At 44.7% G+C, this 22,931-nt stretch carries 27 protein-coding genes and 1 tRNA gene; 3 read left to right on the forward strand and 25 right to left on the reverse strand.

Annotation, left to right across the window (positions count from 1 at the left end; genetic code table 11):
* Positions 1–48: 48 nt before the first annotated feature.
* The 11 genes from OH455_RS02555 to OH455_RS02605 all read right to left on the reverse strand — a co-directional run bounded on the left by OH455_RS02555 (position 49) and on the right by OH455_RS02605 (position 9,512).
* Positions 49–651, reverse strand: coding sequence for a nitroreductase family protein (locus OH455_RS02555; RefSeq protein ID WP_206368980.1), 603 nt, complete (start codon positions 649–651; stop codon positions 49–51).
* Positions 652–668: 17 nt separating this feature from the next.
* Positions 669–1,199 carry a DMT family transporter gene (locus OH455_RS02560; RefSeq protein WP_269980235.1) on the reverse strand — a complete coding sequence of 177 codons (531 nt, stop codon included), beginning with the start codon at positions 1,197–1,199 and terminating at the stop codon, positions 669–671.
* 162 nt (positions 1,200–1,361) lie between these two features.
* On the reverse strand, positions 1,362–3,032 hold the full coding sequence (locus OH455_RS02565) for a WD40 repeat domain-containing protein (RefSeq protein WP_269980236.1): 1,671 nt from the start codon (positions 3,030–3,032) through the stop codon (positions 1,362–1,364).
* A gap of 17 nt (positions 3,033–3,049) precedes the next feature.
* The gene (locus tag OH455_RS02570) at positions 3,050–3,652 is read right to left on the reverse strand and encodes a GTP cyclohydrolase II (protein WP_240458069.1); all 603 of its coding nucleotides are present in this window, start codon (positions 3,650–3,652) and stop codon (positions 3,050–3,052) included.
* A gap of 2 nt (positions 3,653–3,654) precedes the next feature.
* Entirely contained in the window at positions 3,655–4,662 is a 1,008-nt protein-coding gene (locus tag OH455_RS02575) for a formylglycine-generating enzyme family protein (RefSeq protein ID WP_269980237.1), read from the reverse strand.
* Between the two features lie 15 nt (positions 4,663–4,677).
* Entirely contained in the window at positions 4,678–5,415 is a 738-nt protein-coding gene (locus tag OH455_RS02580) for a class I SAM-dependent methyltransferase (protein WP_269980238.1), read from the reverse strand.
* A 1,399-nt stretch (positions 5,416–6,814) separates the two neighbouring features.
* The gene (locus OH455_RS02585) at positions 6,815–7,258 is read right to left on the reverse strand and encodes a MarR family winged helix-turn-helix transcriptional regulator (RefSeq protein ID WP_206368975.1); all 444 of its coding nucleotides are present in this window, start codon (positions 7,256–7,258) and stop codon (positions 6,815–6,817) included.
* On the reverse strand, positions 7,255–7,875 hold the full coding sequence (locus OH455_RS02590; RefSeq protein ID WP_269980239.1) for a DJ-1/PfpI family protein: 621 nt from the start codon (positions 7,873–7,875) through the stop codon (positions 7,255–7,257). Before OH455_RS02590 ends, OH455_RS02585 begins: the two co-directional genes overlap by 4 nt.
* Positions 7,876–7,976: 101 nt before the next feature.
* Complete coding sequence (locus OH455_RS02595) at positions 7,977–8,384, reverse strand: GFA family protein (protein ID WP_269980240.1); 408 nt, start codon at positions 8,382–8,384, stop codon at positions 7,977–7,979.
* 119 nt (positions 8,385–8,503) lie between these two features.
* Positions 8,504–8,962, reverse strand: coding sequence for a GNAT family N-acetyltransferase (locus OH455_RS02600; protein ID WP_269980241.1), 459 nt, complete (start codon positions 8,960–8,962; stop codon positions 8,504–8,506).
* 97 nt (positions 8,963–9,059) lie between these two features.
* Entirely contained in the window at positions 9,060–9,512 is a 453-nt protein-coding gene (locus tag OH455_RS02605) for an HPP family protein (protein ID WP_269980242.1), read from the reverse strand.
* 99 nt (positions 9,513–9,611) lie between these two features.
* Here OH455_RS02605 and OH455_RS02610 point away from each other — a divergent pair, with 99 nt between their 5' ends.
* A complete protein-coding gene (locus OH455_RS02610; protein WP_269980243.1) occupies positions 9,612–10,163 on the forward strand; it encodes a TetR/AcrR family transcriptional regulator in 552 nt (183 codons plus the stop codon).
* A gap of 95 nt (positions 10,164–10,258) precedes the next feature.
* Here the strand turns inward: OH455_RS02610 and OH455_RS02615 are convergent, their stop codons facing one another.
* From OH455_RS02615 to OH455_RS02630, 4 genes are all read right to left on the reverse strand, one after another.
* Positions 10,259–10,852 (reverse strand): TrmH family RNA methyltransferase, encoded by a 594-nt coding sequence (locus OH455_RS02615; RefSeq protein ID WP_206368970.1) that lies wholly within the window; start codon positions 10,850–10,852, stop codon positions 10,259–10,261.
* Between the two features lie 153 nt (positions 10,853–11,005).
* Positions 11,006–11,356, reverse strand: a complete 351-nt coding sequence (locus OH455_RS02620) for a hypothetical protein (protein WP_269980244.1) — start codon at positions 11,354–11,356, stop codon at positions 11,006–11,008.
* 83 nt (positions 11,357–11,439) lie between these two features.
* The gene (locus OH455_RS02625) at positions 11,440–12,345 is read right to left on the reverse strand and encodes an alpha/beta hydrolase (RefSeq protein ID WP_269980245.1); all 906 of its coding nucleotides are present in this window, start codon (positions 12,343–12,345) and stop codon (positions 11,440–11,442) included.
* A gap of 170 nt (positions 12,346–12,515) precedes the next feature.
* The gene (locus OH455_RS02630) at positions 12,516–12,869 is read right to left on the reverse strand and encodes a MerR family transcriptional regulator (protein ID WP_269980246.1); all 354 of its coding nucleotides are present in this window, start codon (positions 12,867–12,869) and stop codon (positions 12,516–12,518) included.
* A gap of 80 nt (positions 12,870–12,949) precedes the next feature.
* On the opposite strand from OH455_RS02630, the gene OH455_RS02635 reads away from it, so the two are divergent.
* A complete protein-coding gene (locus OH455_RS02635) occupies positions 12,950–13,768 on the forward strand; it encodes an aminotransferase class IV family protein (RefSeq protein ID WP_269980247.1) in 819 nt (272 codons plus the stop codon).
* A gap of 103 nt (positions 13,769–13,871) precedes the next feature.
* On the opposite strand, the gene OH455_RS02640 is transcribed toward OH455_RS02635, so the two are convergent.
* The 4 genes from OH455_RS02640 to OH455_RS02655 all read right to left on the reverse strand — a co-directional run bounded on the left by OH455_RS02640 (position 13,872) and on the right by OH455_RS02655 (position 16,593).
* Positions 13,872–14,408 (reverse strand): YbhB/YbcL family Raf kinase inhibitor-like protein, encoded by a 537-nt coding sequence (locus OH455_RS02640; protein WP_269980248.1) that lies wholly within the window; start codon positions 14,406–14,408, stop codon positions 13,872–13,874.
* A 52-nt stretch (positions 14,409–14,460) separates the two neighbouring features.
* Positions 14,461–15,552 carry an alkene reductase gene (locus OH455_RS02645; RefSeq protein ID WP_269980249.1) on the reverse strand — a complete coding sequence of 364 codons (1,092 nt, stop codon included), beginning with the start codon at positions 15,550–15,552 and terminating at the stop codon, positions 14,461–14,463.
* A 469-nt stretch (positions 15,553–16,021) separates the two neighbouring features.
* A complete protein-coding gene (locus tag OH455_RS02650) occupies positions 16,022–16,297 on the reverse strand; it encodes a hypothetical protein (RefSeq protein ID WP_045976810.1) in 276 nt (91 codons plus the stop codon).
* 110 nt (positions 16,298–16,407) lie between these two features.
* Entirely contained in the window at positions 16,408–16,593 is a 186-nt protein-coding gene (locus OH455_RS02655; RefSeq protein WP_269980250.1) for a hypothetical protein, read from the reverse strand.
* Positions 16,594–16,604: 11 nt separating this feature from the next.
* Here OH455_RS02655 and OH455_RS02660 point away from each other — a divergent pair, with 11 nt between their 5' ends.
* Positions 16,605–17,066 (forward strand): VOC family protein, encoded by a 462-nt coding sequence (locus tag OH455_RS02660; RefSeq protein WP_269980251.1) that lies wholly within the window; start codon positions 16,605–16,607, stop codon positions 17,064–17,066.
* 145 nt (positions 17,067–17,211) lie between these two features.
* Here the strand turns inward: OH455_RS02660 and OH455_RS02665 are convergent, their stop codons facing one another.
* The 6 genes from OH455_RS02665 to OH455_RS02690 form a co-directional block, all read right to left on the reverse strand.
* On the reverse strand, positions 17,212–17,856 hold the full coding sequence (locus OH455_RS02665) for a leucine-rich repeat domain-containing protein (protein WP_269980252.1): 645 nt from the start codon (positions 17,854–17,856) through the stop codon (positions 17,212–17,214).
* A gap of 85 nt (positions 17,857–17,941) precedes the next feature.
* Positions 17,942–18,265 (reverse strand): hypothetical protein, encoded by a 324-nt coding sequence (locus OH455_RS02670; protein ID WP_269980253.1) that lies wholly within the window; start codon positions 18,263–18,265, stop codon positions 17,942–17,944.
* A gap of 312 nt (positions 18,266–18,577) precedes the next feature.
* The gene (locus OH455_RS02675; RefSeq protein WP_269980254.1) at positions 18,578–19,297 is read right to left on the reverse strand and encodes a M91 family zinc metallopeptidase; all 720 of its coding nucleotides are present in this window, start codon (positions 19,295–19,297) and stop codon (positions 18,578–18,580) included.
* Positions 19,298–19,520: 223 nt separating this feature from the next.
* Positions 19,521–19,608 (reverse strand) — tRNA-Ser (locus tag OH455_RS02680).
* A 146-nt stretch (positions 19,609–19,754) separates the two neighbouring features.
* Positions 19,755–20,204 (reverse strand): L-alanine exporter AlaE, encoded by a 450-nt coding sequence (locus OH455_RS02685; RefSeq protein ID WP_269980255.1) that lies wholly within the window; start codon positions 20,202–20,204, stop codon positions 19,755–19,757.
* 224 nt (positions 20,205–20,428) lie between these two features.
* Positions 20,429–22,861, reverse strand: coding sequence for an ATP-binding protein (locus tag OH455_RS02690; RefSeq protein WP_443088577.1), 2,433 nt, complete (start codon positions 22,859–22,861; stop codon positions 20,429–20,431).
* Positions 22,862–22,931 lie beyond the last annotated feature (70 nt).

Consider the following 22,931-nt stretch of genomic DNA (forward strand, 5'->3'; position numbering starts at 1 on the left):
CTAGGTGAGTTTATGAGCTAGAACCGGCAGCCCTAGCTCGTATGGAGTTTATTCAAACACAAGCTGTCGTTGCAGATCAGAAATGAACTCTTTATCGTCTGGCTGGTTTTCTATCGTACCAAATGGCATTTGGGCGATAAGCTTCCAGCTCTCAGGTAACTGCCACTCATTGGCTACTGCGGTGTCAATCAGTGGGTTATAGTGCTGCAGTGTCGCACCAAGGTTCTCTTCAGCAAGTGCCGTCCAAACCGTTAACTGCGCCATTCCATTCGCCTGTTCAGACCATTTTTCAAAGTTGTCTGCATACAGAGGATAAGCTTGCTCAAGCTCTTTAATCACATCGGTATCTTCAAAAAACAATACCGTACCAAAACCAGAAGCAAAACAAGCATCAATTTTCGACGCACTGCTATCGAGTTCACTTGCCGTCAGTAATTTTCCTAACTCGTGTTTCACTAACGCCCAATGTCTTAAATGGTGATCGCCAAATAACACCACCACACGCGTACTTTGAGAGTGAAACGCAGAGGGTGTAAGCTTGACGGCATGGTTGATAAGCTCTGAAATGTAATCCTTAGCCAGAGTAACGTTGTTTCCTAAGCTATAAATAGAACGTCTTTTCTCTAAAATTGATAAAAATTGATTGTTCATCGTTATCCCTACTTGTTTTATTCCGCAATTGATATTTCTTGTGTCTTATGTTCAACCTTGGCTGAGAGTGTTGGCTTTTCTACCGTAAAATACTGCACCAGTGCCATTCCTAATATAATGAGTAAAACGCCCATTATTCGGCCTAAGTTCATTTCTTTTGCTGGTAAGCCCATTAAGCCAAAATGATCAATAAATAGTGAAATAATGACTTGCCCAGTAATGACACAAACAATAAAGGTTGTCGCACCTAGCTTTGGTGTTAGGACTAACGCTGCTGTGATGTAGATAACACCAGCGACCCCACCAAACCAAGCCCACCAAGGTAAGCTGCCTATAGTGTCAACCTTCATAGCTGGCACTTTCAATGCGATTAAAATCGGCAATACCACAGACAAACTGATAACAAGCGACACCACTGTCGCCCATAAAGGATGCCCTAGTTCTTTACCAAGAAATGCGTTACTCCCAGCCTGAAAAGGCACTAATGCACCAGCAATAACAGCAATCAGTGAAAAAAGCACCAGAGTCATTGAAAAGTTATACGACATATTGCTCCCCTTGATAACTTTATTTGATTTTATTGTTACATGATTAGTTTCATTTATGAAATTCTAATAAAATATCTTTATTATTCGTTATACGAATAATTTCAATTAAATAATATGACTCTAATCAAGGGAGAAAGGCTGCCAGAGGCAGCCTGATAGTGATTAGATAACGTAAGCTTGTCCATCATAAGAACTCGCAACAAATGATTGTTTGTCATTGCAATAAATCAAGCTCGAAATACCGCTGGTTGTTGGTTTAGTTAAAGGCGCCCATTTGCGTTCAACCGTATCAAATACCGCTACGCTACCCCCATAGCTGCCTGTAGCGAGATATCTTTCATCTTCACTGCTGGCGATACACTTTATTGAGTTCATATGCGGGCTGCTATAGCGCTGTGGTTCTCCGTCAATCCAAAGCGTTAACTTGAGATCCCGTCCGACACTCGCATACTGTTTGCCAAACGCCACACAAGCGTTGGAGATTTTCTCATGCGCTTCTGACAGATAACTGGAAAGCTCAAAAGATTCAATGTCGTGGTATGCCGCAGCACCCGTAGCACATACGCTAAAGATCGTCTCTCCGTTGGCTGCCAACCCTTTTATCGCATTGTCGTGCATGGACAGCGTCCCGTAGTAAGCAATCGCGCCACTGTTATCGAGATTAAATAGCAACCCCTCTCCGGTGTAGGTACCTATCACCGCGAACTCAACACCTTGACGTGAAAATGTTGCACAGCAGTTTAGAGGCGAGTGATGCTGGTGGATGAGTTTGCCTGTTTTTGCGTCAAAAACTTTACCCATTTGCCCACCTGACAGTAGGTATTCACCAAATGGTTGTAGGAAGTTACACAAGCTACCCATCTCTTGAACTGGATTGCCGTCTATGGACAGTTTCCCTGCATCTCCAATCGCGTAGAGGCGACCTTCAATACTTGATACGGCATTCAAGCTGGTTGAGTCATCGATATGCTCCGTCAACCACTCATCGTCTGCGTAATTCCATATCGCATAAGTTGAACCAAACGTGACAAAAACTACGCGATCAGATCCTAGGAATGCGCAGCTACGAGGCCAGACAATACTTGGTAAGTCTGTTTGCGACTGCTGTACTAATTGCCCATCCACCAGTTGCCAAATAATCGCACTTCGGTCATAACTCAAACTGATGAGCTTGCGACTTGATTCGTCCCATACCACACGCTTTACACCGGCTTTATGTGCATTAATGTGTGTTTTTTGTTCGCCATCGATGACCGTTAGTCGGCCTTCGTCATCACCAGCAAAAATCTTTCCGTCACGGCTTAACGCAATGGTATCGGTCTCGACGCCACCCAAATCGATACAAGCAAGTTGTTGTCCGGAGTCCACATCCCAAGTACGAATGGTTCCGTCATCGCTACTTGAAATCAAAGACGACCCACAGGCTGACCAACTTACAGAAATAACATCAGCTTCATGTCCACGCATAACCTGACGCGTCTCGCCATTGAGATCAAAAACCCGAATGGTATGGTCACGAGAACACGTCGCCACTAAACGGCTATCTGGCGAAAACTGCGACATTTCTACGTCATCAGTGTGACCATAAAGCACTGTTTTCAACCTTAAGTCAGGCAGTTGCCAGATGCGAGCACTATAGTCACTGCTCGAACTCACCAGGTATTGTCCATCTCCACTAAAGCTGCACTGATTGGCAAGATGATCATGGTTCACTTGATTAATCGGTGTATTGTCTAGTGCATTCCACAAAATCACACGGTTGTCATAACCCGCCGTTGCGATAAATTTATCCTTAAAGCTCGCGATCCCGCTGATTGAAGAAGTATGTTTCATTGTCATTGTCCTTATGTTTACAGCGCGATGGAGTGATTTTTTTTATCGGCTTTTGATTTTAGATATTTGTGATTGTGTTCTGTTAGATAGATACCTGAAGGGATAACCTCAATCACGTCGATCCCTAACGCTTTGAGTGTTGCCACCTTTTCAGGGTTATTAGTGATCACTCGACACTGAGAAACATTGAGCGCTTCCAGCATTCTTACTGCATCGGAAAAATCACGATCGTCTTCAGGCAATTGGAGGTGAGTATTTGCCTCAAATGTGTCCAAACCCATATCTTGAAGGCGGTAAGCATCAAACTTTGAGTAAAGCCCAATACCTCGCCCTTCTTGACGAAGATAAAGTAATACACCGCCCTCTTGGCTGATTTTTTCTACCGCTTCATTAAGTTGGGGTCCACAATCACAACGTTGTGACGCAAAAACATCACCAGTCAAACATTCAGAGTGAATCCGAATGACAGGCACTGTGTCTGCGGCTAGCTCACCAAATACCACCGCAAAGTGTTCTTCATTCCACTTTTCGCCTGAGAACGAATGAAAAAGACCTTTTTTGTTTTCACTTCCCATAGGGATAAGCACTGACGTTTTTACTTCAAGTTTATTCGTATTCATTGTTATGCATCCTCTGCCAATCTAAATCCCATCACGTAGATATCCCTTGGAAAGGCTCCGTGGCGGCGGGTATTTCTAGTTAAGTCTCTAAAGCGTGAAAAACTGCCACCACGCGCAATTCGGTGGCAACCTAATTTGGTAACGAGATCGTCTTCAATAAAGTCAGCGCCCGGATATGGGGCATAGTCATCAGCAACAAACTCTTCGACATTGCCTGCCATGTCCATACAACCAAACGGCGAAGCAGCGTGACTAAACAAGCCGACAGGCGTTGTGGTCAGCACCCCAAATTCTGCCGTGTTACAGTGGTCAGCTAGGAACTCATTGCCCCAGGGATACTGATAATTGTTTGGGCCTGCAGCTGCATATTCCCATTCAAATTCCGTCGGTAAGCGAAACTCACGGCCTGTTTTTCGATTGAGCCATTGAATATAACTTTCCGCATCTTCAACACTAATTCCCGTCACCGGGTGATTAGCACACTCCTGCGGATAACGGCCTAAAAACCAATGCTTAGGGATTCGTTGCTCTTCTGTGTCGCAAAGAAACGCTTTGTACTCTTGGTTAGTAATTGGGTATTTTCCGATGCGAAAATCACGCAGAGAAATTGAATGGCGAGGGGTTTCTTTCTCTATCCATATTCTCTCAAGTTTGAGATGCTCACAGCACACCATTACCTGATCAACTTGCTGCTCATCAAGCCCGACAGAAACCTGACCACCGGCGACGTCACACATTTCAGGATTGAACGTATCCAGTCGTGAGTCACCCTGGTAACAAAGTTGTTGACCAGCAAAATATCGAACATCAATGGCAGCATCTTTGCTTTCTAGGATTTCCGCCAGTTGCTGAGATGTTTTATCCTTTAATAGTGAACGAATTTCCTCGTTAAAAACGAACTCACGCAATGGGGTGAAATGTTCTGGATAACCGAGGAGTTCTCTATCGGTCATTTCAGGACAAGCCGTTGCACTCAGTGTTGGGGTGTAATAATCTTCGTTGTACTTCATAACTCTATTTCCAAATTATAAAATACAAACTAAGCCAGTCTGCAGGCAGTTACTTTGGAAGGTATCCCAAAAGCCTTCAGGACGATTAGCAACATCTTGCTCTTGAAGTAATGGCTTCTGCCAGTAAAAGTCGCTAAATCCCGCTTCTTTGATCGCCTGCTCATAATCGGACTGGCTCCAGCGGAAGAATGTAAATGGGCTCGGTGGTGTCGTGACGAACTCAGCCGTGTGTTTATGACCTTGCTGCCAAACCTCCTCTGTTTTGACATTGACCCCGTAGCGCTCAAAGTTACCTTCACCAAGAGAAAAATTAGGATCCACTGTATACGCAACAAGTTTACAACCCGGCTTTAAGTTCTTGGCTACGTTTTTGAACATCGCTTTAAGCTGTTCAAGAGAGTTCGCATAGTTAAAAAGCCACGCCGCATTGACCAAGTCGAATTCACCTAACTTTTCCATTTCTGCCGCATTGCGTACATGATAGGTAATATCGCGTTGATTGGTATCTGCATACCCTTGAGCCAACTCAATCATGGTTTCAGAAATATCGATACCGACTACTTTTCTCGCCCCCATCTGATAAAACCTATTCGCAAAGAAGCCATAACCACATGCCGCATCTAATACGTCCAGTCCATCAACATTTCCCACCATCGACATTATTGTTCGAACTTCAATCTCGCGCTGCGCTGCTGATTTAGTAAATTCGCCAAATAGCTTTCCTATTGAGTCATAATCCGCAGTTGTTGACATTTATCTTTCTCCTCATTATTGGTATTTTTAATACTTATAATTTCCTTGGAAATCATTCTATGTATGAATATCGGATATTATTATCAATGATCTTTTTTTATTAATTCCAATTCTTTTGACACATAAAAACTATTCGTAATACGAATAAACCGATAAGAAATTCAGGCCGTTTCATTAATTTTTCAGTCCAAAGATAGGTCTGCGCTGTTGGTTCTCCACTATCGTTGAGTGGAATTTTGATTCACTTATTCGACATCTTCGATGACTGCGCACCTCCTTGATGGGCCTTGGTATATATAGCATTGCTCGATTATTTTATTGTGTTCATCTCATTTAGCTTGGTTAGTGATTAAGCGAATCCACTACATAACTATTCCTGACACCAATGAAATAAATTCAACAAAATAAATAAATGAATTGCATGGTATGAATATCATGAATATCACCATGTTGATTAGTTGATGATAACGTGTCGGATTGTGACATAGTGCAAATCTATGAGCAGAACATTTCAAATATCGAAACGACTCTTCAGTGTGTATTCTTTGGTCTAATAACCACGTTGTTTTTACGCTATTTAATACATGGTTGGGGATGTGGGTAACAAGCAGCCAAGGTTCTTTTGCCCTCTGTTGAACACTTTCCTGATGAGTGCTTGTTGCACATACGACTATGTCGATGTGTGTTGCTTCCTTGCTGTTAATGTAAGCTCTGAGCCATCAATTAGCGTTTTATTTCCAAGCGTCTGAAATGTGATTGTTTTTTAAGAGTGTTGGGACATTAATTATCAAGAGTTTGCTGTAGGGTTTGGATATCGCGCTAAAATGCCGGTCACAGACTGATGGGCGATAAGTTATTGCGTCATTGAGGCTCAAATTGATGTGTTCAACAGCGCTAGTTGTCATAGTGAAGAACGAAACAAGCCGATTACTTTATTGTGTTTGATTGTCTAATTTTAACAGTAATAAACACCGTTATAATAATGGATACAATGTATCCAATGATGGATATTGCTAGTGTCCTCGTGACAATGTCAGTTAAGTAATTATCAGGGTCACACTCGATAGAGATGTTGTATTTCAAATAAAACAGTATTTCGGTAAATGACAAAAACATTGCGATGGGGAATACAATCACAACTAATAAAATAGCAATCCACTTAGTCATACTTTAAACATCTTAATTATTAATAGATATACCAATTAATTGTATTGATGTACCTTACGAAGGTGTTAAACACAGTCACTTATGGACAGGCACCAAAAGCTTATACGTTGCTCGCACTCTTGTCGCTAAACTGTCGCTGTGAGTGCGTCTAGAAACGAAAAAGACATCATCGGACGTCTTTTTGTTTTGATCGCGATACTGACAACCACCTGCTGTGATTTTCCCACCCTAGCTAAATGGTTTTTAGCTTATCCATGGCTGCCGACAGCTCAGACGCGACTTGTGCCATTTTAGCCAGCTTATCTTCTCCTAGTTCATCCACAAGCTGTTGCGCATAAGCGCTATGAAACGGTGTCAGCTTAGCTAACGCGTTATGTCCTTCTTGTGTCGGCTGTAGGAGCATGGCTTTTCGATGCAACGGGTTGGCCAATGTTTCGAGTAACCCTTCGTCAATAAGCTGCTTGCTGGTTCTTTGCACACTTTGGCGCGTTATACCCATTTGCCGCGCAATCTCGGCTTGTGTCAACGCAGAGTCGCCAACGGCCCCCAATACCTGCCAGCGAGTAGCGGTAAGCCCAGCCTGAGTGGCAATACTTTCAGCAATTGATAAAAAGTGGCCATGTAAAGAAAATACTGACAGAGCGAGTGTACTAAGGTGCTGTTTGGCTTCGCTCATTGGGCGTTGGACTCCATTAATTCATAAAAGCCAGCCAGATCTTTTTCCCCAAACAGCTTTATCCAAGCATTCAGCATGTCGTCTGAATAGATTTCAAGCTTGCGGAATATTTCTACGGCAAAAGCCACTGGCTCAATACCACTGGCAGTAATGATGTATTCGCTTGAAACGGCCGGGGCTTCAACATAGTGATGGCTTCCAGCATAACCTGTCATGGCTAGAAACTCTTTAGCATTACTGGTATGTGCCACATCGTCTAACAAGCCATTTTTGGCTAAGGCCGCCGTCGCCCCACAGATAGCAGCAACACAGATGCCATGCTCGACAAAGCTTTTTGCCTTGTGGACGAAGTCATCGATTCCTCCAGTGGCAGCACTCTCGGATCCCGCCAAGATCAGCATTGCACTTTGGTCATAGTTCAGCTCATTAAGCACCATATCAGGCAATAGGGTGATGCCGCCTTTGGTTTTGATCGGTTCTACGGTTCGGCCTACGGTTTTGATTTCGTAAGTCTGGGGATGTTTTTGAAACTCAGGAGAGTTGAGATGTGCCACAACATAACCGTATTCCCAGTCAGAAATACCATCATAAACCGCTAAATGAACAACTTTTTTCATGTTAACCTCGACAATAATGACAACAGGCTTACATGATGTAAGCCTGTTGTCATTGTGTCAAGTTATTCGTTGTCACAGCCAACGGTGGAAGATTTCTGAGTTTAACCTGGTAACCCTTCTATCATCGGAACCTTGTCTAAGTCTTGGTCCCACTCTGCCTTGCTAGCAACAAATATGTGAGCGTTTGGTTTGTTGGAGACTTTTGTGTCCATACTCCCCGCAGGTACCGCGATAAACGCCCCCTCCATTTGCACCGTTGGTAGCGCAGAGCCACAATTCGAACAAAAGCTCTTCACATGTCTTGTTGATGGCAAACTGTAGGTCTTGATGTGTTTTTCGCCTGATATCCACGTTAGGACGGCGCTAGACGAAAACAAGTTAGAAGCATGTGCTGAACCCGTATCTTTACGGCAGTATTGACAGTGGCACATGAAAAAACTTTCAAATTCACCGTCAACTTCAAACCTGACTTCACCGCAAAGGCATGACCCTTTATGTATTACACTCATTAAATACCACCAATCTAGAACATTGAAACCAACATACGATGAAACTCTTTTTAGACTGAGAGCTCGACCCACAAAGCACACCAAATTCTATAACGAAATGACGGGGTACTTTGATGTCGTTATTCTGTCTTCAATTGAAGTTCCATAATAAACTTGCTCTGCTCCAAGCAAACCACATGAAAACCATGTGATTCATACAGCTTTACGTTGCGCTCCTCGCAGCGTAAATGCAAAGTAGACACCTTCAACTCAAGCGCTTTAGATTTAGCAAACTCAATCAGCTGTGTTGAGATACCTTTTCCTCTATGTTTAACTGGAACGTATATGCCATCCAGCCAATAATGGAAGTCAGGGTACTCGGGCAACTCTCGATATTTGATTTCTCCAGCGCCTGCTAGCTCAGGTCCAACATGGACAACAAAAGCCATGGGAATTTCACTTCTATTGGCCCCCAAGGCTACTTTTTGAGTCACACTGTCTAGTGTTGCTGCTGGATCATTATGAGCCCATTCTCGTAGATACCAATCAGCAACATTCGCTGCTTCATTGGGGCAATCCGCTAATAGTGAAATTTTCATAGTTCCTCTATGACCCTTAATCTTTTCACTGTGCCGTAAACCATCATGCCCAATTACTCCGTCGATGCCAAGCGTACGTATCACACTAAAGTTCTGGTTAGGGTTTAAAGGGGTATTGTTGAATTTTTTGCAGTCCCTTGCCCATCACAACTATCACGACGGTACCAACCAAAACAGGTGTCACTAAAAATGACCAGCCATGACCTGCCAACATAATTAAAAGTGGGTTGGCTCCTGCTGGCGGATGGGTCGTTTTAGAGACTAACATGCAAGTGATACCGAGCCCTGTTGCCATCGCTAAACTGACAGGAGAACTCCCCATATACTGAAAGAACAGGATACCAATACTTGCAGTGATCAAATGACCAAAAATGACATTTTTCGGTTGAGCAAGCGGACTCTGTGGTAATCCAAACACAAGGACAGCTGTCGCTCCAAATGGCGCCATCACCAACACTGTACTCTCCATATTCGTTTGCGCCATCAAAAGCAGACCAAGAGTAACCGCTGCTCCAACACCAGCAATTAATGCCGATACATACTGATTCATAAATACCTCACAAAAGTAGACCAACTTGTCTACTTTTTTATGGTAGACAGATCGGTCTACCCCTGTCAATATACATCGGTTAGATTTTGAGGCGTCTTTATGAGCGAGAAGCGAGACTTACTATTAAGCACAGCGTTAGAGCTGTTTTACCAACACGGCATTCATTCGATTGGGGTCAATGAAGTTATTAAGGTTTCTGGTGTGGCGAAAAAGACGTTATACAGCCACTTCAGCAGCAAAGAAGAGTTAATACTTAAGGCATTGGAGAAAAGGCACCGAACCTTTATGCAATGGCTAGAGTCGAAGCTTGAAAATACGGCCAACAACCGCGAATTAATCGACACCCTGTTTGCGTCTTTAGAAAGCTGGTTTAACAGTGCAGAGCCAGAATTAAGCAAATTCAATGGGTGTTTCTTTATTAATACTTCAGCTGAGTTCCATGACGCGAACAGCGAGATATCGCGCTATTGTCGTTTCCACAAAGCGGAAGTGCGCCGGTTGATACAAAGTAAGTTAAGTGAGGGTTCAGAAGAGTTGCTCAATGCCATCTGTTTACTAAAAGAAGGCGCCATTACCACCACTTATATGACAGGCGAAAGCGCTGAAACTATAAGGAACAGTGTCAAGATTTTACATCAGCTTGAGTGCTAAACACCGCGTTGAATGGTGAGTCACGCGGTGATTAGGTAACCGCTTCAAACATTCACGCTTAACGGTTGAGTAGCCAAGACACCTCTATGATTCGTTTAGGTTTTCTTTCGAATCGCGCGCTTGTATTTAGCTTGATATTCTCTACGTTGTTTCGTCACCTCGTACAGTACAATACCTGTCGTCGTAGCCAGATTGAGACTCTCGATCATGCCAAACATTGGGATTGATATACAGGCTTCGCTTCTCTCTACCACGAGATCACTAACACCACGGGATTCATTGCCAAACCAGACAGCCAATCTCGTCTGTGTGTAATCGGCTTCATGTAAAACAAAGTTGTTTTTTCCTTTCACATGCGGAGAGGTAACCAGCGAGGTGAATCTATTTTTTTCAAGGTGCTCTAAGCACGCTTCTGTGCTATCAAAACGTTTTACAAACGTCCATTTAGAGGCGGAGACCGATATCTTAGAAAGGGATTTGCGTTCTCTGATTTCTTGCCAATCATCAGGTAATGATCGGCGACTGTCTACTACATAGATTTTTTCAACCCCCAAGGCATTGGCATTGCGTATTACCGAGCCAATATTTTTCACGTCCATCGGGTTTTCTAATACTGCAATAAGATTTTTGCACTGATACTGTTTAATTTCGTCCGCTCTTTGGCGGACTGAGTTGTTTGCACTTTCCATTTTCTTTATTTGCCTTCATAGACTAAACACCGCGTTAAATGGTGAGTCACGCGGTTAACTCATCGGTGCCATTGTGCCGCAGGCACTACACTCAAAGCAAACCGAACACACAGAGCATCATAAACGTGGTTGACGCTATCGTTGAGCTGAGGCTTATAGCCACTGAAGGACGAGACAAACGACCAAGGCCGGTAGACCAGCGATAAACAACACCAAACCGGTTTGATAGCTGGCACGATAATGCTCACGTTGATCTTTCTCGAAATCATGCCCTTGAACCATTTTGTAGACTTTATCGGTTTTGGCATCATCTAGCCGCGTCGTCTTGCTGTGGATCCCCCCTTCCCACATCAGTTTGGCTAAGATCCATATTACGATGACAACAAAGAACAGAAAATCGACCAACTGAGTGGTCGCAAAAAAAGGAACAAACTGGGCTAGTACTACCACAGCAAGCGCCGCAGTGAGATTAATCAAAACCACTTTCTTGAGCAAATCGAACAACCTTATCTCCTTGAATAAAAAGGTATTAAGGTGCAGAGTATCACGCCCCTTGATGGTATGTCATCGCACTGTGCTAGCTAGATTTACTCCAGCCATGCTTGAATCTGTTTGATAACGCTTGATGTCTCACTTTCTCCTCGCTGGTTTTTAAAGGCGTGATCCAAACCAGCGAGTAGCATAAACGACACGTTCGAACGTGACTGCATCAGCTGCTCTGCTTGTCGTATTGACTGCTCAGGTGAAACGTTAATGTCTCGCTCTGATTGCAAAATCAGCGTGTCGGCACTAACGCGTTCCAGTATCGACCTTTGGTCTAACGTCAGCATCTCTTTCCACCAAACAAACCCATGGGAGCTCATATTGATGTCCATCGTTTCAGCGCTCACCACGGCCTGCTGAAAACCCAAGAAACCATTCTTTGCTTCCAGCAAGGCTTCCGGTGGCATGGTTTGCTCCATATTGTAGAGAACATCATCGACGAAGAAGCGTCCACCAGCGTTCAGAGACACTAAGGTATCAACCGATGGAACTTGTGACGCTACCATGGCGGCAACCACGGCCCCTTCACTCCCGCCAAGCACAATAATGTGCTCATAATTACTCTCGAGCTTTTCGAGCACTTGTCGGTAGTCTGCCGCACGCTGTGTCGGTGAGTCCTTTTGAATGTAGGCTGTCGGGCAATCGGGGCTATCCCCATTGGGATTCCATCTGATCGCTCGGTTTAGCCCATATTTCTCTACCGTGAGTAAATCAGCCTCTGGCAGCGTTTGGGAAAACAGATCGTTAATCGTCGTGCTATGGGAGACGCTATTGCAGTCAGAACCCTGCATGATGACCAACAGGGTATCACTCGGATTTTGCGCCGTTCTGGCGAGGTAGTAAGTTAATGAAGAGCCATCTGGTCGCTCGATAATATGGCTGGTGGAAGATGCTTTGGCGGCGCCAACAATAAATAGCGGTATTAATAGAATTATCCGAATAAGGCTCATCTCAATCCCTTGAAATTAATATAAAAAGTGACAATCCGTACCTTTTGAACACCACGAATCATTTAAGTTCATTTTGCCTTTAAGATTCTGAAAAGAGGGGTAAATTAAAGCTTCACCAGCTCCTTTGAGCCAAGCAACCCTGATGGGTAGGTCATTAGTGACCTATCCAATCATTGCCTTTCTATCTCGGATAAAAAGCCATCCAGTATTTTACGGCTTTCTGCAAGCTGCGCTGCCTTTTGGTCTGCTATCCGAATTTGTTGATGCAAAAGATTTCTCAGCTCATCACAAGGCTCAAAAACAGGCTCTTCACCTCTTACACATGGCAAAAACAGCAAGATGGTGTCCAATGTCATGCCTGCAGAGCTGAGTAGTTTGATTCGCTCTAATGTGCGCACTTCTTTGTGATCGAAATCCCGATAACCCGCCTCCGTCCGCTTAGGCTTGAGCAAGCCTTGCTCTTCGTAGTAACGCAGCATGCGTATACTCACCCCCGTTTTTTTAGACAACTCACCTATTTTCACTTTTACCTCTTGACCCTCACAGCACTGTGAGGGTTTATGCTAATCGCCCAACTTAGTTCATTCAATCAGGATCTTAACCTATGACGACAAAAATCCTCACCGATCAAACTTTCTTAAATGGGCAAGCGATACCAAGTTCTGAGATAACACACTTAGCCTTTTCTGGTTTTGCTCACTTCACCGCACTGCAGGTGCGAAACAAAATGATTAAGGGATTGGATTTGCATTTAGACAGATTGCGTCGCGCTTCTCTTGAGCTTTATGATAAAGCGTTAGCCGATGAAGTGGTTCAGTCTTACATTCACTCAGCAGTAGCAAGTGGCCCTATCGATCACTCACTCTCGGTGACCATGTATTCACCCCGAGGTGAGTTTACTACCGATAGCATGCACGTCGAACCCAGAGTACTGATCCGAATGGCTCCAGCAGAGAACGGGCCCGCAGGCCCACTTCGTTTAGCGGTAATCGACCATGACAGACCACTTGCTGAAATCAAACATGTTGGTGAAATAGGCAAGACCTATTACTTACATCAAGCTGTCCGACAGGGCTTTGATGACGCTGTCTTTCTCAATACTGAGGGTTATCTGAGCGAAGGCACGATATGGAATCTGGCTTTTTGGGATGGCGAAAGCATCATCTGGCCACAAGCACGCATGCTCCAAGGCACAATGATGGCCATGGTTCAACGACAGTTGAGTCAACTTAAGGTTCCACAACGTAGCGAGCCAATCACCCTTAGTCGACTTTCACAACTAAAGGGGGCTGCTGTGATGAACTCATGGTCGCCAGGTATTCGTGTTTGTCAAATTGCATCCACTCTCTTCTCTGACTCTGACCAACTTATTTCACGCCTTCATCGTGCTTATAATAGTGAGCCCGCAAAGAGAGTGAGGTAGTGCACTAGGTCTATGTATGATCCACCATTCAGCGCCGCGTATCTGCTAGCGCTGAATCGGCATCGCTTTGCGATTTTCGAGCATCAAGTCATGCTTTGTTTAATTACTGACGTGTATAGGTTGCGGTTAATGTCGCTTTACCCAGTGCGACATTGTTTAAGGTAAACCCGACGACAGCAGCAGGCGTTTGTGGATCGAGGTCTAAACTGGCAGCAGGCAGCGCCCAAACTGTAAACTGGTAGCGATGCATACCATCACCCACTGGCGGGCATGCACCGCCATACCCTGCCGTACCAAAGTCGATGCGTGATTCCTTACCACCTAACTTGTCAATGTCGACTCCGCGAGGCAGTGCTTTAACGGAAGCAGGAATATCAAACGCTAACCAATGCCAAAAACCACTGCCTGTCGGCGCATCGGGATCGTATACTGAAATCGCATAGCTCTTGGTCCCTGCGGGTGCACTTTGCCACGTCAGTTGCGGAGACAGGTTATCGCCATCACACCCCCAGCCCTTATATTCAAAGGTTTTCTGCATCGGGTGACCTTCGATAATGTCTTCGCTCATGAGTTCAAATGCCTGAACAGTGCCCGCCGTTAAGATACCTACTGCTAGTAATGTTTTGGTTGTCTTTTTCATTGTTGTCCTTTCCTGTTTTATTTAAAAGTCGCCTTATTGACGTCTTGTGGCGCTAGCCATACTCGGGGTAATCGGTATACCCACGTTCATCACCACCGAACAGTGTCGCGCCATCCAGCTCCTGCAGAGGCTGTTGATGCTTTAGACGTGAAACCAAATCTGGATTGGAGACGAACGGACGCCCGAACGCGACTAAATCGGCATAGCCTTTTTCGAGTACCGTCTCGGCACGTTGCCGGGTATAACTGCCCGCGACAATGATGGTGTTGGTGAAGTAGCTGCGCAGCTGTTGTCTAAAACTTTCGGGGATCACTGGCGCGTCATCCCAATCGGCTTCCGACAGGTGTAAGTAGGCAATATCGCGAGCTTGAAGCTGCTGCGACGCCCGTAGAATCGTTGCGACAATTTCTGGGCAGTCCATGTCCTTAAATGTAATGAAAGGTGCCAGTCGCACTCCAACTTTGTCGCTACCAATCGCGTCGCTCACGGCATCGACCACCTCTAATAGAAAGCGCATGCGGTTTGCCTGAGTGCCACCGTATTGATCAGTTCTGTGATTAGAGTTTGTGCGCAGGAACTGATCAATCAAGTAACCGTTACCACCGTGGATTTCAACGCCATCAAAACCCGCTTCAATCGCACGCTTTGCCGCGTAAGCAAAATCGTTCACCACTCGGTCAATATCCGCCTGAGACATGGCTCTTGGCTCAACACAATCCACCATATTACCGTTGCCATTCTCGTCAGCGATCCACACTTGAGTGTCTAGGGGTTTGAGGGCCGATGGCGCGATAGGTTGCTCGCCGTTTTGAAAACTTGGGTGCGAGACTCGACCCACATGCCATAGCTGACAAAACATGACTGTACCCTGTTGTTTAGCCGTTTGAGTGACAGTTTTCCAACCCGTCACTTGTTCATCAGTGTAAACGCCCGGAGTGAAAGAGTAGCCTTGCGAATCGTCAGAAATCTGTGTCGCTTCAGAGATAATTAAGCCCGCGGTCGCACGTTGCTGGTAATAGGTTGCCATCATTGAGTTAGGAATATTGCCCGGTTGGCTGGTGCGCGCTCGGGTCATGGGTGCCATCACAACACGGTTTTTCAGATCCAGTTGTTTCAGTTGCGTCGCATCAAACAGTTTGCTCATCATTGGTTCCTCAGTTAAGTCGTGGTCACTGGGGGTGATTGCTCACAAACGCCAGCCGACCTGATTATCATGGAGCCAGTATATTGATTAGATTAAGTTTGATAATGGAGTTAAATTTGAATTGACTATTCAGCTCAGCCAAATAATAAAGTCTCAGGGTGAACGGGAGGCTATCCGCACTCATCTGAGGCATCATGATGAGGTTCAGGATCTATAGGGGGGCGAAGACGAGGTGGTTTAGCCAAGTGATGAAACGTAACACACTAGCGGGCTCACGCTGAGGCTAAGGTTAATAGTCATGACTAGTGAATCATGGCAATCGGCAACGATCCCTTCAAACCGATAATGGATCGTCGCCAAAGCATGCCGAGCGTCGACTTAAGTCAATATTCGCCGTTTGCCGACCAAAATACGGATGGTAGGCGATGGCAGAACAAGGTCACCTTATTCTTCAACTGGCCGTCATGCATTACTGTTTTTTGCCGGCAATTTGAACGTAATCAATACCGATAATGCGATTGATAATACCCAATACAGAGTCTGTATCTGAGTTTGTCGCTTGAATAGTCTCAACCGTCGCGCCTTCTGGCACTAATTCCATAGCACGGTCTTGAGTGTTACCCGGAATTTGTAGACCAACAATGTTAAAGCTTTCAGCATGGGCGGTATACACTTCCTCATTGTGAGTGATCCCTGAACAACCTGCCAAAGACATCACACCTAAAATACACAACAACTTTTTCATATAAAGTACCTTTGAATGAGTGGAGTTCAGCCCGTAAGATTTCGTATCTCTTCGGCCGTTGCTGAATATTATTCCAGAGCGCTTTTGTTGTTACTGTATCGGTTTGTCAGTCATATCATGACATTGTAAACCAGAGCTAGCCTTCCAGACATGGGGATCGACAAAGCGATAACGTGTTTGTCAGCAAGTCGGGTATGGAATGTTCGGTTTGGACGAAAAGTGTTTTTAGGTTGGCTGCCCTTCTCTTTACCATCATCGTTCACGTATTGTGATACATACGTTTTCCCTTCAGGCATAAGGTAGTCACATGCGTATAAAGGCCATCGATCACTTTACCATCAGAACCGCTCATCTGGATATGACCATACGGTTCTTTGAACAATCTATTGGACTGCAGCGCGGCCCTCGCCCGCAGTTTGCCTTCCCGGGCGCTTGGATGTACGACGATGATGGACACCCTATTTTGCATTTGGTGTCTCTCCCCGAGGGGCATATCCCCGAAGCATTGGTGGATTATTTAGGGGGCAAAGACGGTCAATCAGGTTCAGGGGCTATCGATCATATTTCCTTCAAAGGGCTCCACCTCACATCAACCCAACAGCACTTGACGCATCTGAAAATTCCTTTTCGTGAACGCGTGATCCCGCAAATCAATGAGCATCAGATCTTTCTCGACGATCCGAACGGTATAACGATTGAAATTATTTTCCCTTTTTCGCCCGACCACGAAATAGTAGGCATCCCATTACCCGTAGTTGAAGTCACTTAACAATCTAGGTCGTTTGATTATTAGACTATCGTGGGTCTGACAATAATGCGTCTGATGCCAAGCCCTTTTTGCCCTTAATGTATTGGCTTGTCAGTCACATCATGACATTGTCAAAAGCGGGCGCGAAAAAGAGAATAATGGCCCGCTAGCCATCCGTGACATTTACTCCAGCATCAAAAGCATACTCGTCAAGGGAAACGATGGATTGTGGCACCACCACATTGACCAACTGATTGCAGACAAAGGCCCCATTACCGATATGAGTGACCGACTCGGACATCACAACCGATTCTAGCGCATTATCTGCAAAGGCCCCTTCATCAATAAACGTCACTGAATTTGGCAGAGTAAGGGTCTTTAATCGGTTGCCTTCAAATGCAAAATCGCCAACATGCCCCACTGAGTTCGGGATCTCTAATTGTGTCAGATCGTTCATTGCAAATGCCGCACCATAGATTTTTGTCAGCCCTTGTGGGAGGGAAATACTCGTCAGCCCGTTGTTTGAAAAGGCAAACTCTCCAATCGAAGAAACCGACTCAGGGAAAGTTACCGTGGTGAGGTGGTTAAATGAGAACGCGCTCTCTCCTATGGTAGTCAGGGTCTCTGGCATGACCAAATGGGTTATTTTTTTCGAACAAAAGGCTTTACTCCCTATTGCATTCACTGGCGATTCGCCCAAACGTTCAGGGATAATAATGTTCTTGTAGCCAGAGGTGTAAGTAATGATTTCGCCACTTTGGCTATCAAATTCAACATCACTCAATGTGAGTGTACGCGCCTTGTTGGTCATATTAGAAAATCCACAATGCACTGTCGATCTTAAGGTATTTATCATTTTTAAAAACATAGCAACTCACCTATGAGAACATCCGCGATTACCACACTAACCACTTAAAATAACAAAGAATAATAAACGCGGTCGTCAATCCGACCCAGCCAATGGTTTTGGTGACAACTTCAGGAGAATGCTGATTGAAATGTGGAAACAATATGGCACCAAAAGATAACGCCGGAAGTAAACCGTATAGTTGGCCGATATACTTAGACGTCATAGCAGGAAATGGCTCTATCAGCAGATAGACAATCAGGTAGAGCCCATAGAATGCCATCGCAATAAGCGCTTCCTTTAAGGGTGTCTCACTGCCCTCGACAAAGAAATAAACTGCCCCTAGAACAACGAACACGATTACTTCGAGCATGTCGACGCCCCTATGATGGGTGGCGTGAAAACTCGCGCTGACAACGTCGGTGACGGCTTCTGCATTTGACTCGACACAATCATACTACCTTTGGGTAATCAACATGAGCTGGGAGTTTACTAAGTGCATGAGTTTAAAGCAAAGTCAGAGGAAAAATTGCCTGAAGGAATATCACAATAGGCTCGACTCACCTCGGAATTTTGGCTTGATGTATTGTCTTTAGATATAAAAAAGACGCCCTAGGACGTCTTTCTTCAAGAATGTGGCGGTGAATCAGGGCTCTTCACCATTTTTCTTCAAAACAGTAACCACTTAAAAATAACGCCTGCGCTGCGTGACACCAAACTGGCGGCGAAACGCGTTCTCACTCATTGGATTATCGGCATATTTTCCAAGGCCGGTTGTCCATAACTCCTCGTCTTTTCCGTCCATTGTCGTTCCGTGTAAACAATGGAGTGAATGAATCAGCTCATGAGCGAGGACGATATAGGGATCCGCTTTTTCACCTTTGCGAGTCATGACTTGAACATTACTAAAATGCATAAAGCAAACAGAACCATGACTATTAGTGGCAGCTTTGGGGTCAACCGCTACATTATGGCTGCCACCAGCCATCCAGAACGGACAACCTTTAGGTGCAAACTTGGCCTGTTGAGAGGGCGACATACCAGTAACGTGTTCTTTGTAATTCATATCGTAGTGAACCAATCGTTTAAAGCCGCTTTGAGTAAAATTTATATGTGTTGGAACACACATAACATTGATTGTGGGAGGAAACGACCCTCTCACTAAAGGGCGTGCCGCCTGTATTTCACTCAATAGCGCTCTGCCCGCTGCCACCGATTTTAGTTTGCGTAGGTTCTCCTCCATGATCTCGCGGAAGTAGGGATGTTCGTTCGCGTCAAATTTCGCGGCAAAACAAGGAAAGCCTCTTAATCGACAAGTTCTGATTATTTTGGGAGGAGTTTCCGGTGTTTTGGGTCGACTTTTTTTTGATAGATGTTTTTTGAATTTATCAAAAAGGCCACTCATAACAATCCTTATTCACAAACTTATCACCAATGATTTATCAAAGCATGGCGCAAAGATACATAATTGCCAAATAAATAATTTATGTACAACCAATAGACATAAGAGACGCTGCGAGATTAGCCCTCGCCTATCCTCAATGAGCCATCATTCGATGCCTCATTGAGAGATAGAACCAAGAGCTCAGATACGAAAAGCCCCAGCATTTCTGCTGGGGCTTAGAATGTGGCGGTGAGTGAGAGATTCGAACTCTCGATACGTTGCCGTATACACACTTTCCAGGCGTGCTCCTTCAGCCACTCGGACAACTCACCGAATCAAATTGTGGTTGGTATTGTGAACCAACGAGGCGCTAATTTAATGATTCTATTGGGTTAGGTCAAGTCCATTGAGAAAAAAAAACCTCACGCATTGGTCGTTTGATTACTTAATGGCTAATTCGGCCAGATTTCCCGCAATATCACGCTTGTTGGCAGTATCCCGGCACCTTAAACCACTTGCGGCACATATCAAGAAAATACCCGTAAAGAACGCCCATCCCACACGAAATCACAGCGTTTGATGCAACAGCCGTGACGATTTGATTAGACGAGGCGCCAACAACAAGCAAAATGGCCGCGTATACGGGTGATTGGAATAGCACATAGGCTAGTAAATCCGCGATGTTCTTTGTTAAACCGCTTGATGAAATGCGTTCGCCTTGTCGCAGCATAACGTCTCTAAACATCCCATATGGCCATGCAATGGCAATGTTTACAGGGATAGAAAGGGTTCGTGAAGCCAGCGATTGCTCGAATGTCATTCCGGAAATAAACACTTCAATGATCATGCCTGAAATGAAACAGAAGACTACCATTGCAAAAGTATCTGCAGCGGCATTGCGAATACAAAACGGCCCACGCGACTTCATCTATAACTCCAGTATAAAAATTCAAATAAAAAACAAAAAGCCAGTCATATAAACTGGCTTTAAAGCTAACAACCAAAATATAAGTCTATTATTTCATTAAATTTGTAGTTTTAGATTTCAAATTTCAATTAACTGGGTAAATTAGTAACCATTTTCAGTAAAAAAACTAGATTAATTCACTAAAAATACCCGGCAGGTTCAAAATTCATCCATCCGAGTGTAATTTACTTACAAAAGTCCTTTAGTAACACCGTTAACACATCCACATCAGCTTGAGACGGCGCCTCACCTGACGAAAGCTTGAGTTGAATGGCATTGAAGTTTTCTCTTAAGTGGTTGTCTTCAATATCGGCAGTGATACTTTTCAAAGCTTGAAAATACTCTTGAGCTTCTTCTAACTTGCTATTCTCTACCGCCATATTAAACGTCAATAGCAATGACTCAATTTCTTCTGTTTCTTCTCTCCTCAAACTTTTCAATAACGCGGGTTTGTATTGATAAAGACGCTCAGAATATCGGTAAAGCGCATCATCCAACTCGTTCTCATCTATGGGTTTTGAGACGATGTAATCTACGCCAACACCCAGCATGCGCTCGCGTGTTTCTCTAAAGACATCAGCAGTACAGCCTAAGATCAAAATTCTCGACTTCGAACTAGGCATAGAGCGAATGGCGGTTGTCGCCTCCACACCATCCATGACTGGCATATGGTTGTCCATCAAGACTAAATCGTATTCCTCGTTGGCGATCGCATGAATAGACAGCTCGCCGTTTTCAACCACATTGCATTCAAATCCCTTGTTGGTCATAAAAGTATTGATAATGATGGCGTTGGTTCTGTTGTCTTCAACAATTAGAGCTTTTAAGCCGCTGTAGTTGAGCTTGATGTGCTCTTGAATATCTTGGCTATGAGGCTCACATCGATCCATTGCAACCAATACATCGAAACTGGTGCCGATGCCTAATTCACTGGTTAAGGTCACGCTCCCCTGCATTAGACCACATAATTGCTTAACGATGGCTAACCCTAAGCCTGTACCTCCAAAACGTCGCGTAGTCGAAGACTCGGCCTGTTCAAAAGGTTTGAAGATTTTCTGCTGCGCTTCTTTGGCGATACCAATACCTGTATCACGCACTTTGATCTCTAGGTAGTTTTGGCCTCGTTTTTCTATCTCTTTTAGGTAAACCTCAACGTAGCCACGTGAGGTAAATTTGACTGCATTGTTGAGTAAGTTGAACAGTATCTGGCGCAGGCGCGCCTTGTCCGACATATACCAACGATCCGCTGGCACTTCCGAGTAAACTTTGAATTGCAGCCCTTTTTCTGAACAGAGAGTAAAGTAAACACTATTGATACTGCCAATAATGGCTTCGAGTGGGAATGGGTTGTTCTCTAGCTCCAGATGGCCTTGCTCAATTTTTGAGAAGTCGAGGATTTCGTTCAGCAGTGTCATCATATGGTCACCCGATTCGTACAAGGTTTTCATATGCTTTTTCTGCTCTTCCGTCATGTCGGTTTTCAGGAGGATCTGCGCAGTACCGAGTACCCCATTCATTGGTGTTCGAATCTCATGGGACAAGGTAGCAAGAAACGCACTTTTGGCCTTTGTTGAAGCCTGTGCTTTCTGCTTTTCAGCTTCAAGGTAGACGGTTTTTTGGTTGAAGGTATCAATGAGGTGTTTAATTTCGTCTTGGCTCCGATAACGCATATCGATAATGCCACCTTCGATCGAAGCATCCACTTTCTGAGCAATAATGATGATCGGTGAGATCAGGAAACGGTTGATGAGAAAGTAACCCAGCATCACACACGCTAGCATGATAGGGATAATCCCTGCTTCAACTTTCGACACTAAGTCATAGACCTGCTCCGTTACCAAACGGTTAGCATTGACGACATCGATATACCATTTGAAGTCACCAAATTCAGCGCTGCTACTGTAGATGTCTTCAACCACTTGAAAATTGTGCTCAGTGATCACTTCACCGTAAGAATCTCTCAGTACCACGCCCAGTTCATACTCTTCTGCATGTTTGCGAACAAACGCCACCAGGCTTTCTAGAGAGACATCGACGGTGGCGACACCAGCGAACGTATCATCCACGTAGTAAGGGGAAGAAGCGGTGATCATCTGAACATGGGTAAAAGGATCGATATACACCTGTGACCAAGAAACGGTGCCTAATGGCGTGCCGACCACTGAGGTATACCATGATTCCTGGTCGTAGCCACCTGACTCTGGGTTATCCCAAGAGAAGACTTGGTCTACTTGTCCATCACTGGCTCGATTGAAAAACAAGCTTTTATACGCTTTACCTTGTTCAATTGAATAAGGGATTGGCCACAACCCGCCACTTACTGCAACCCCATCCACGACCGAAAACAACTCAAATAGCATCTCAGCTTGATGGTTCTGAGGCTCATGAGTATTACCAATGCTGACGACACTCTGCAAAATACCCTGCGAGCTGTTCAGAGGCTCTCTGATTTCAGCAGCAATGATCTGTGTTCTCAGATCAAGGTTCTTTTCTAGCTGATCTCGCACAGGAGGCTCGACCACCAGATAGCTCACCGTACCTATCACTGCGATGACAAATGCCATGTATACAGCAAGCGCCATAAAGCTCTTTCTTTTGAGGGAGGAACGAATTTCCATAAGCCTTTGAATTTTGTCCGTTTAAACTCAATTATAGCGAATATCCACATGCTGCCACCTTTTTATGTCT

The sequence above is a fragment of the Vibrio sp. T11.5 genome (genome assembly GCF_027587155.1).
Taxonomy (GTDB): domain Bacteria; phylum Pseudomonadota; class Gammaproteobacteria; order Enterobacterales; family Vibrionaceae; genus Vibrio; species Vibrio neptunius.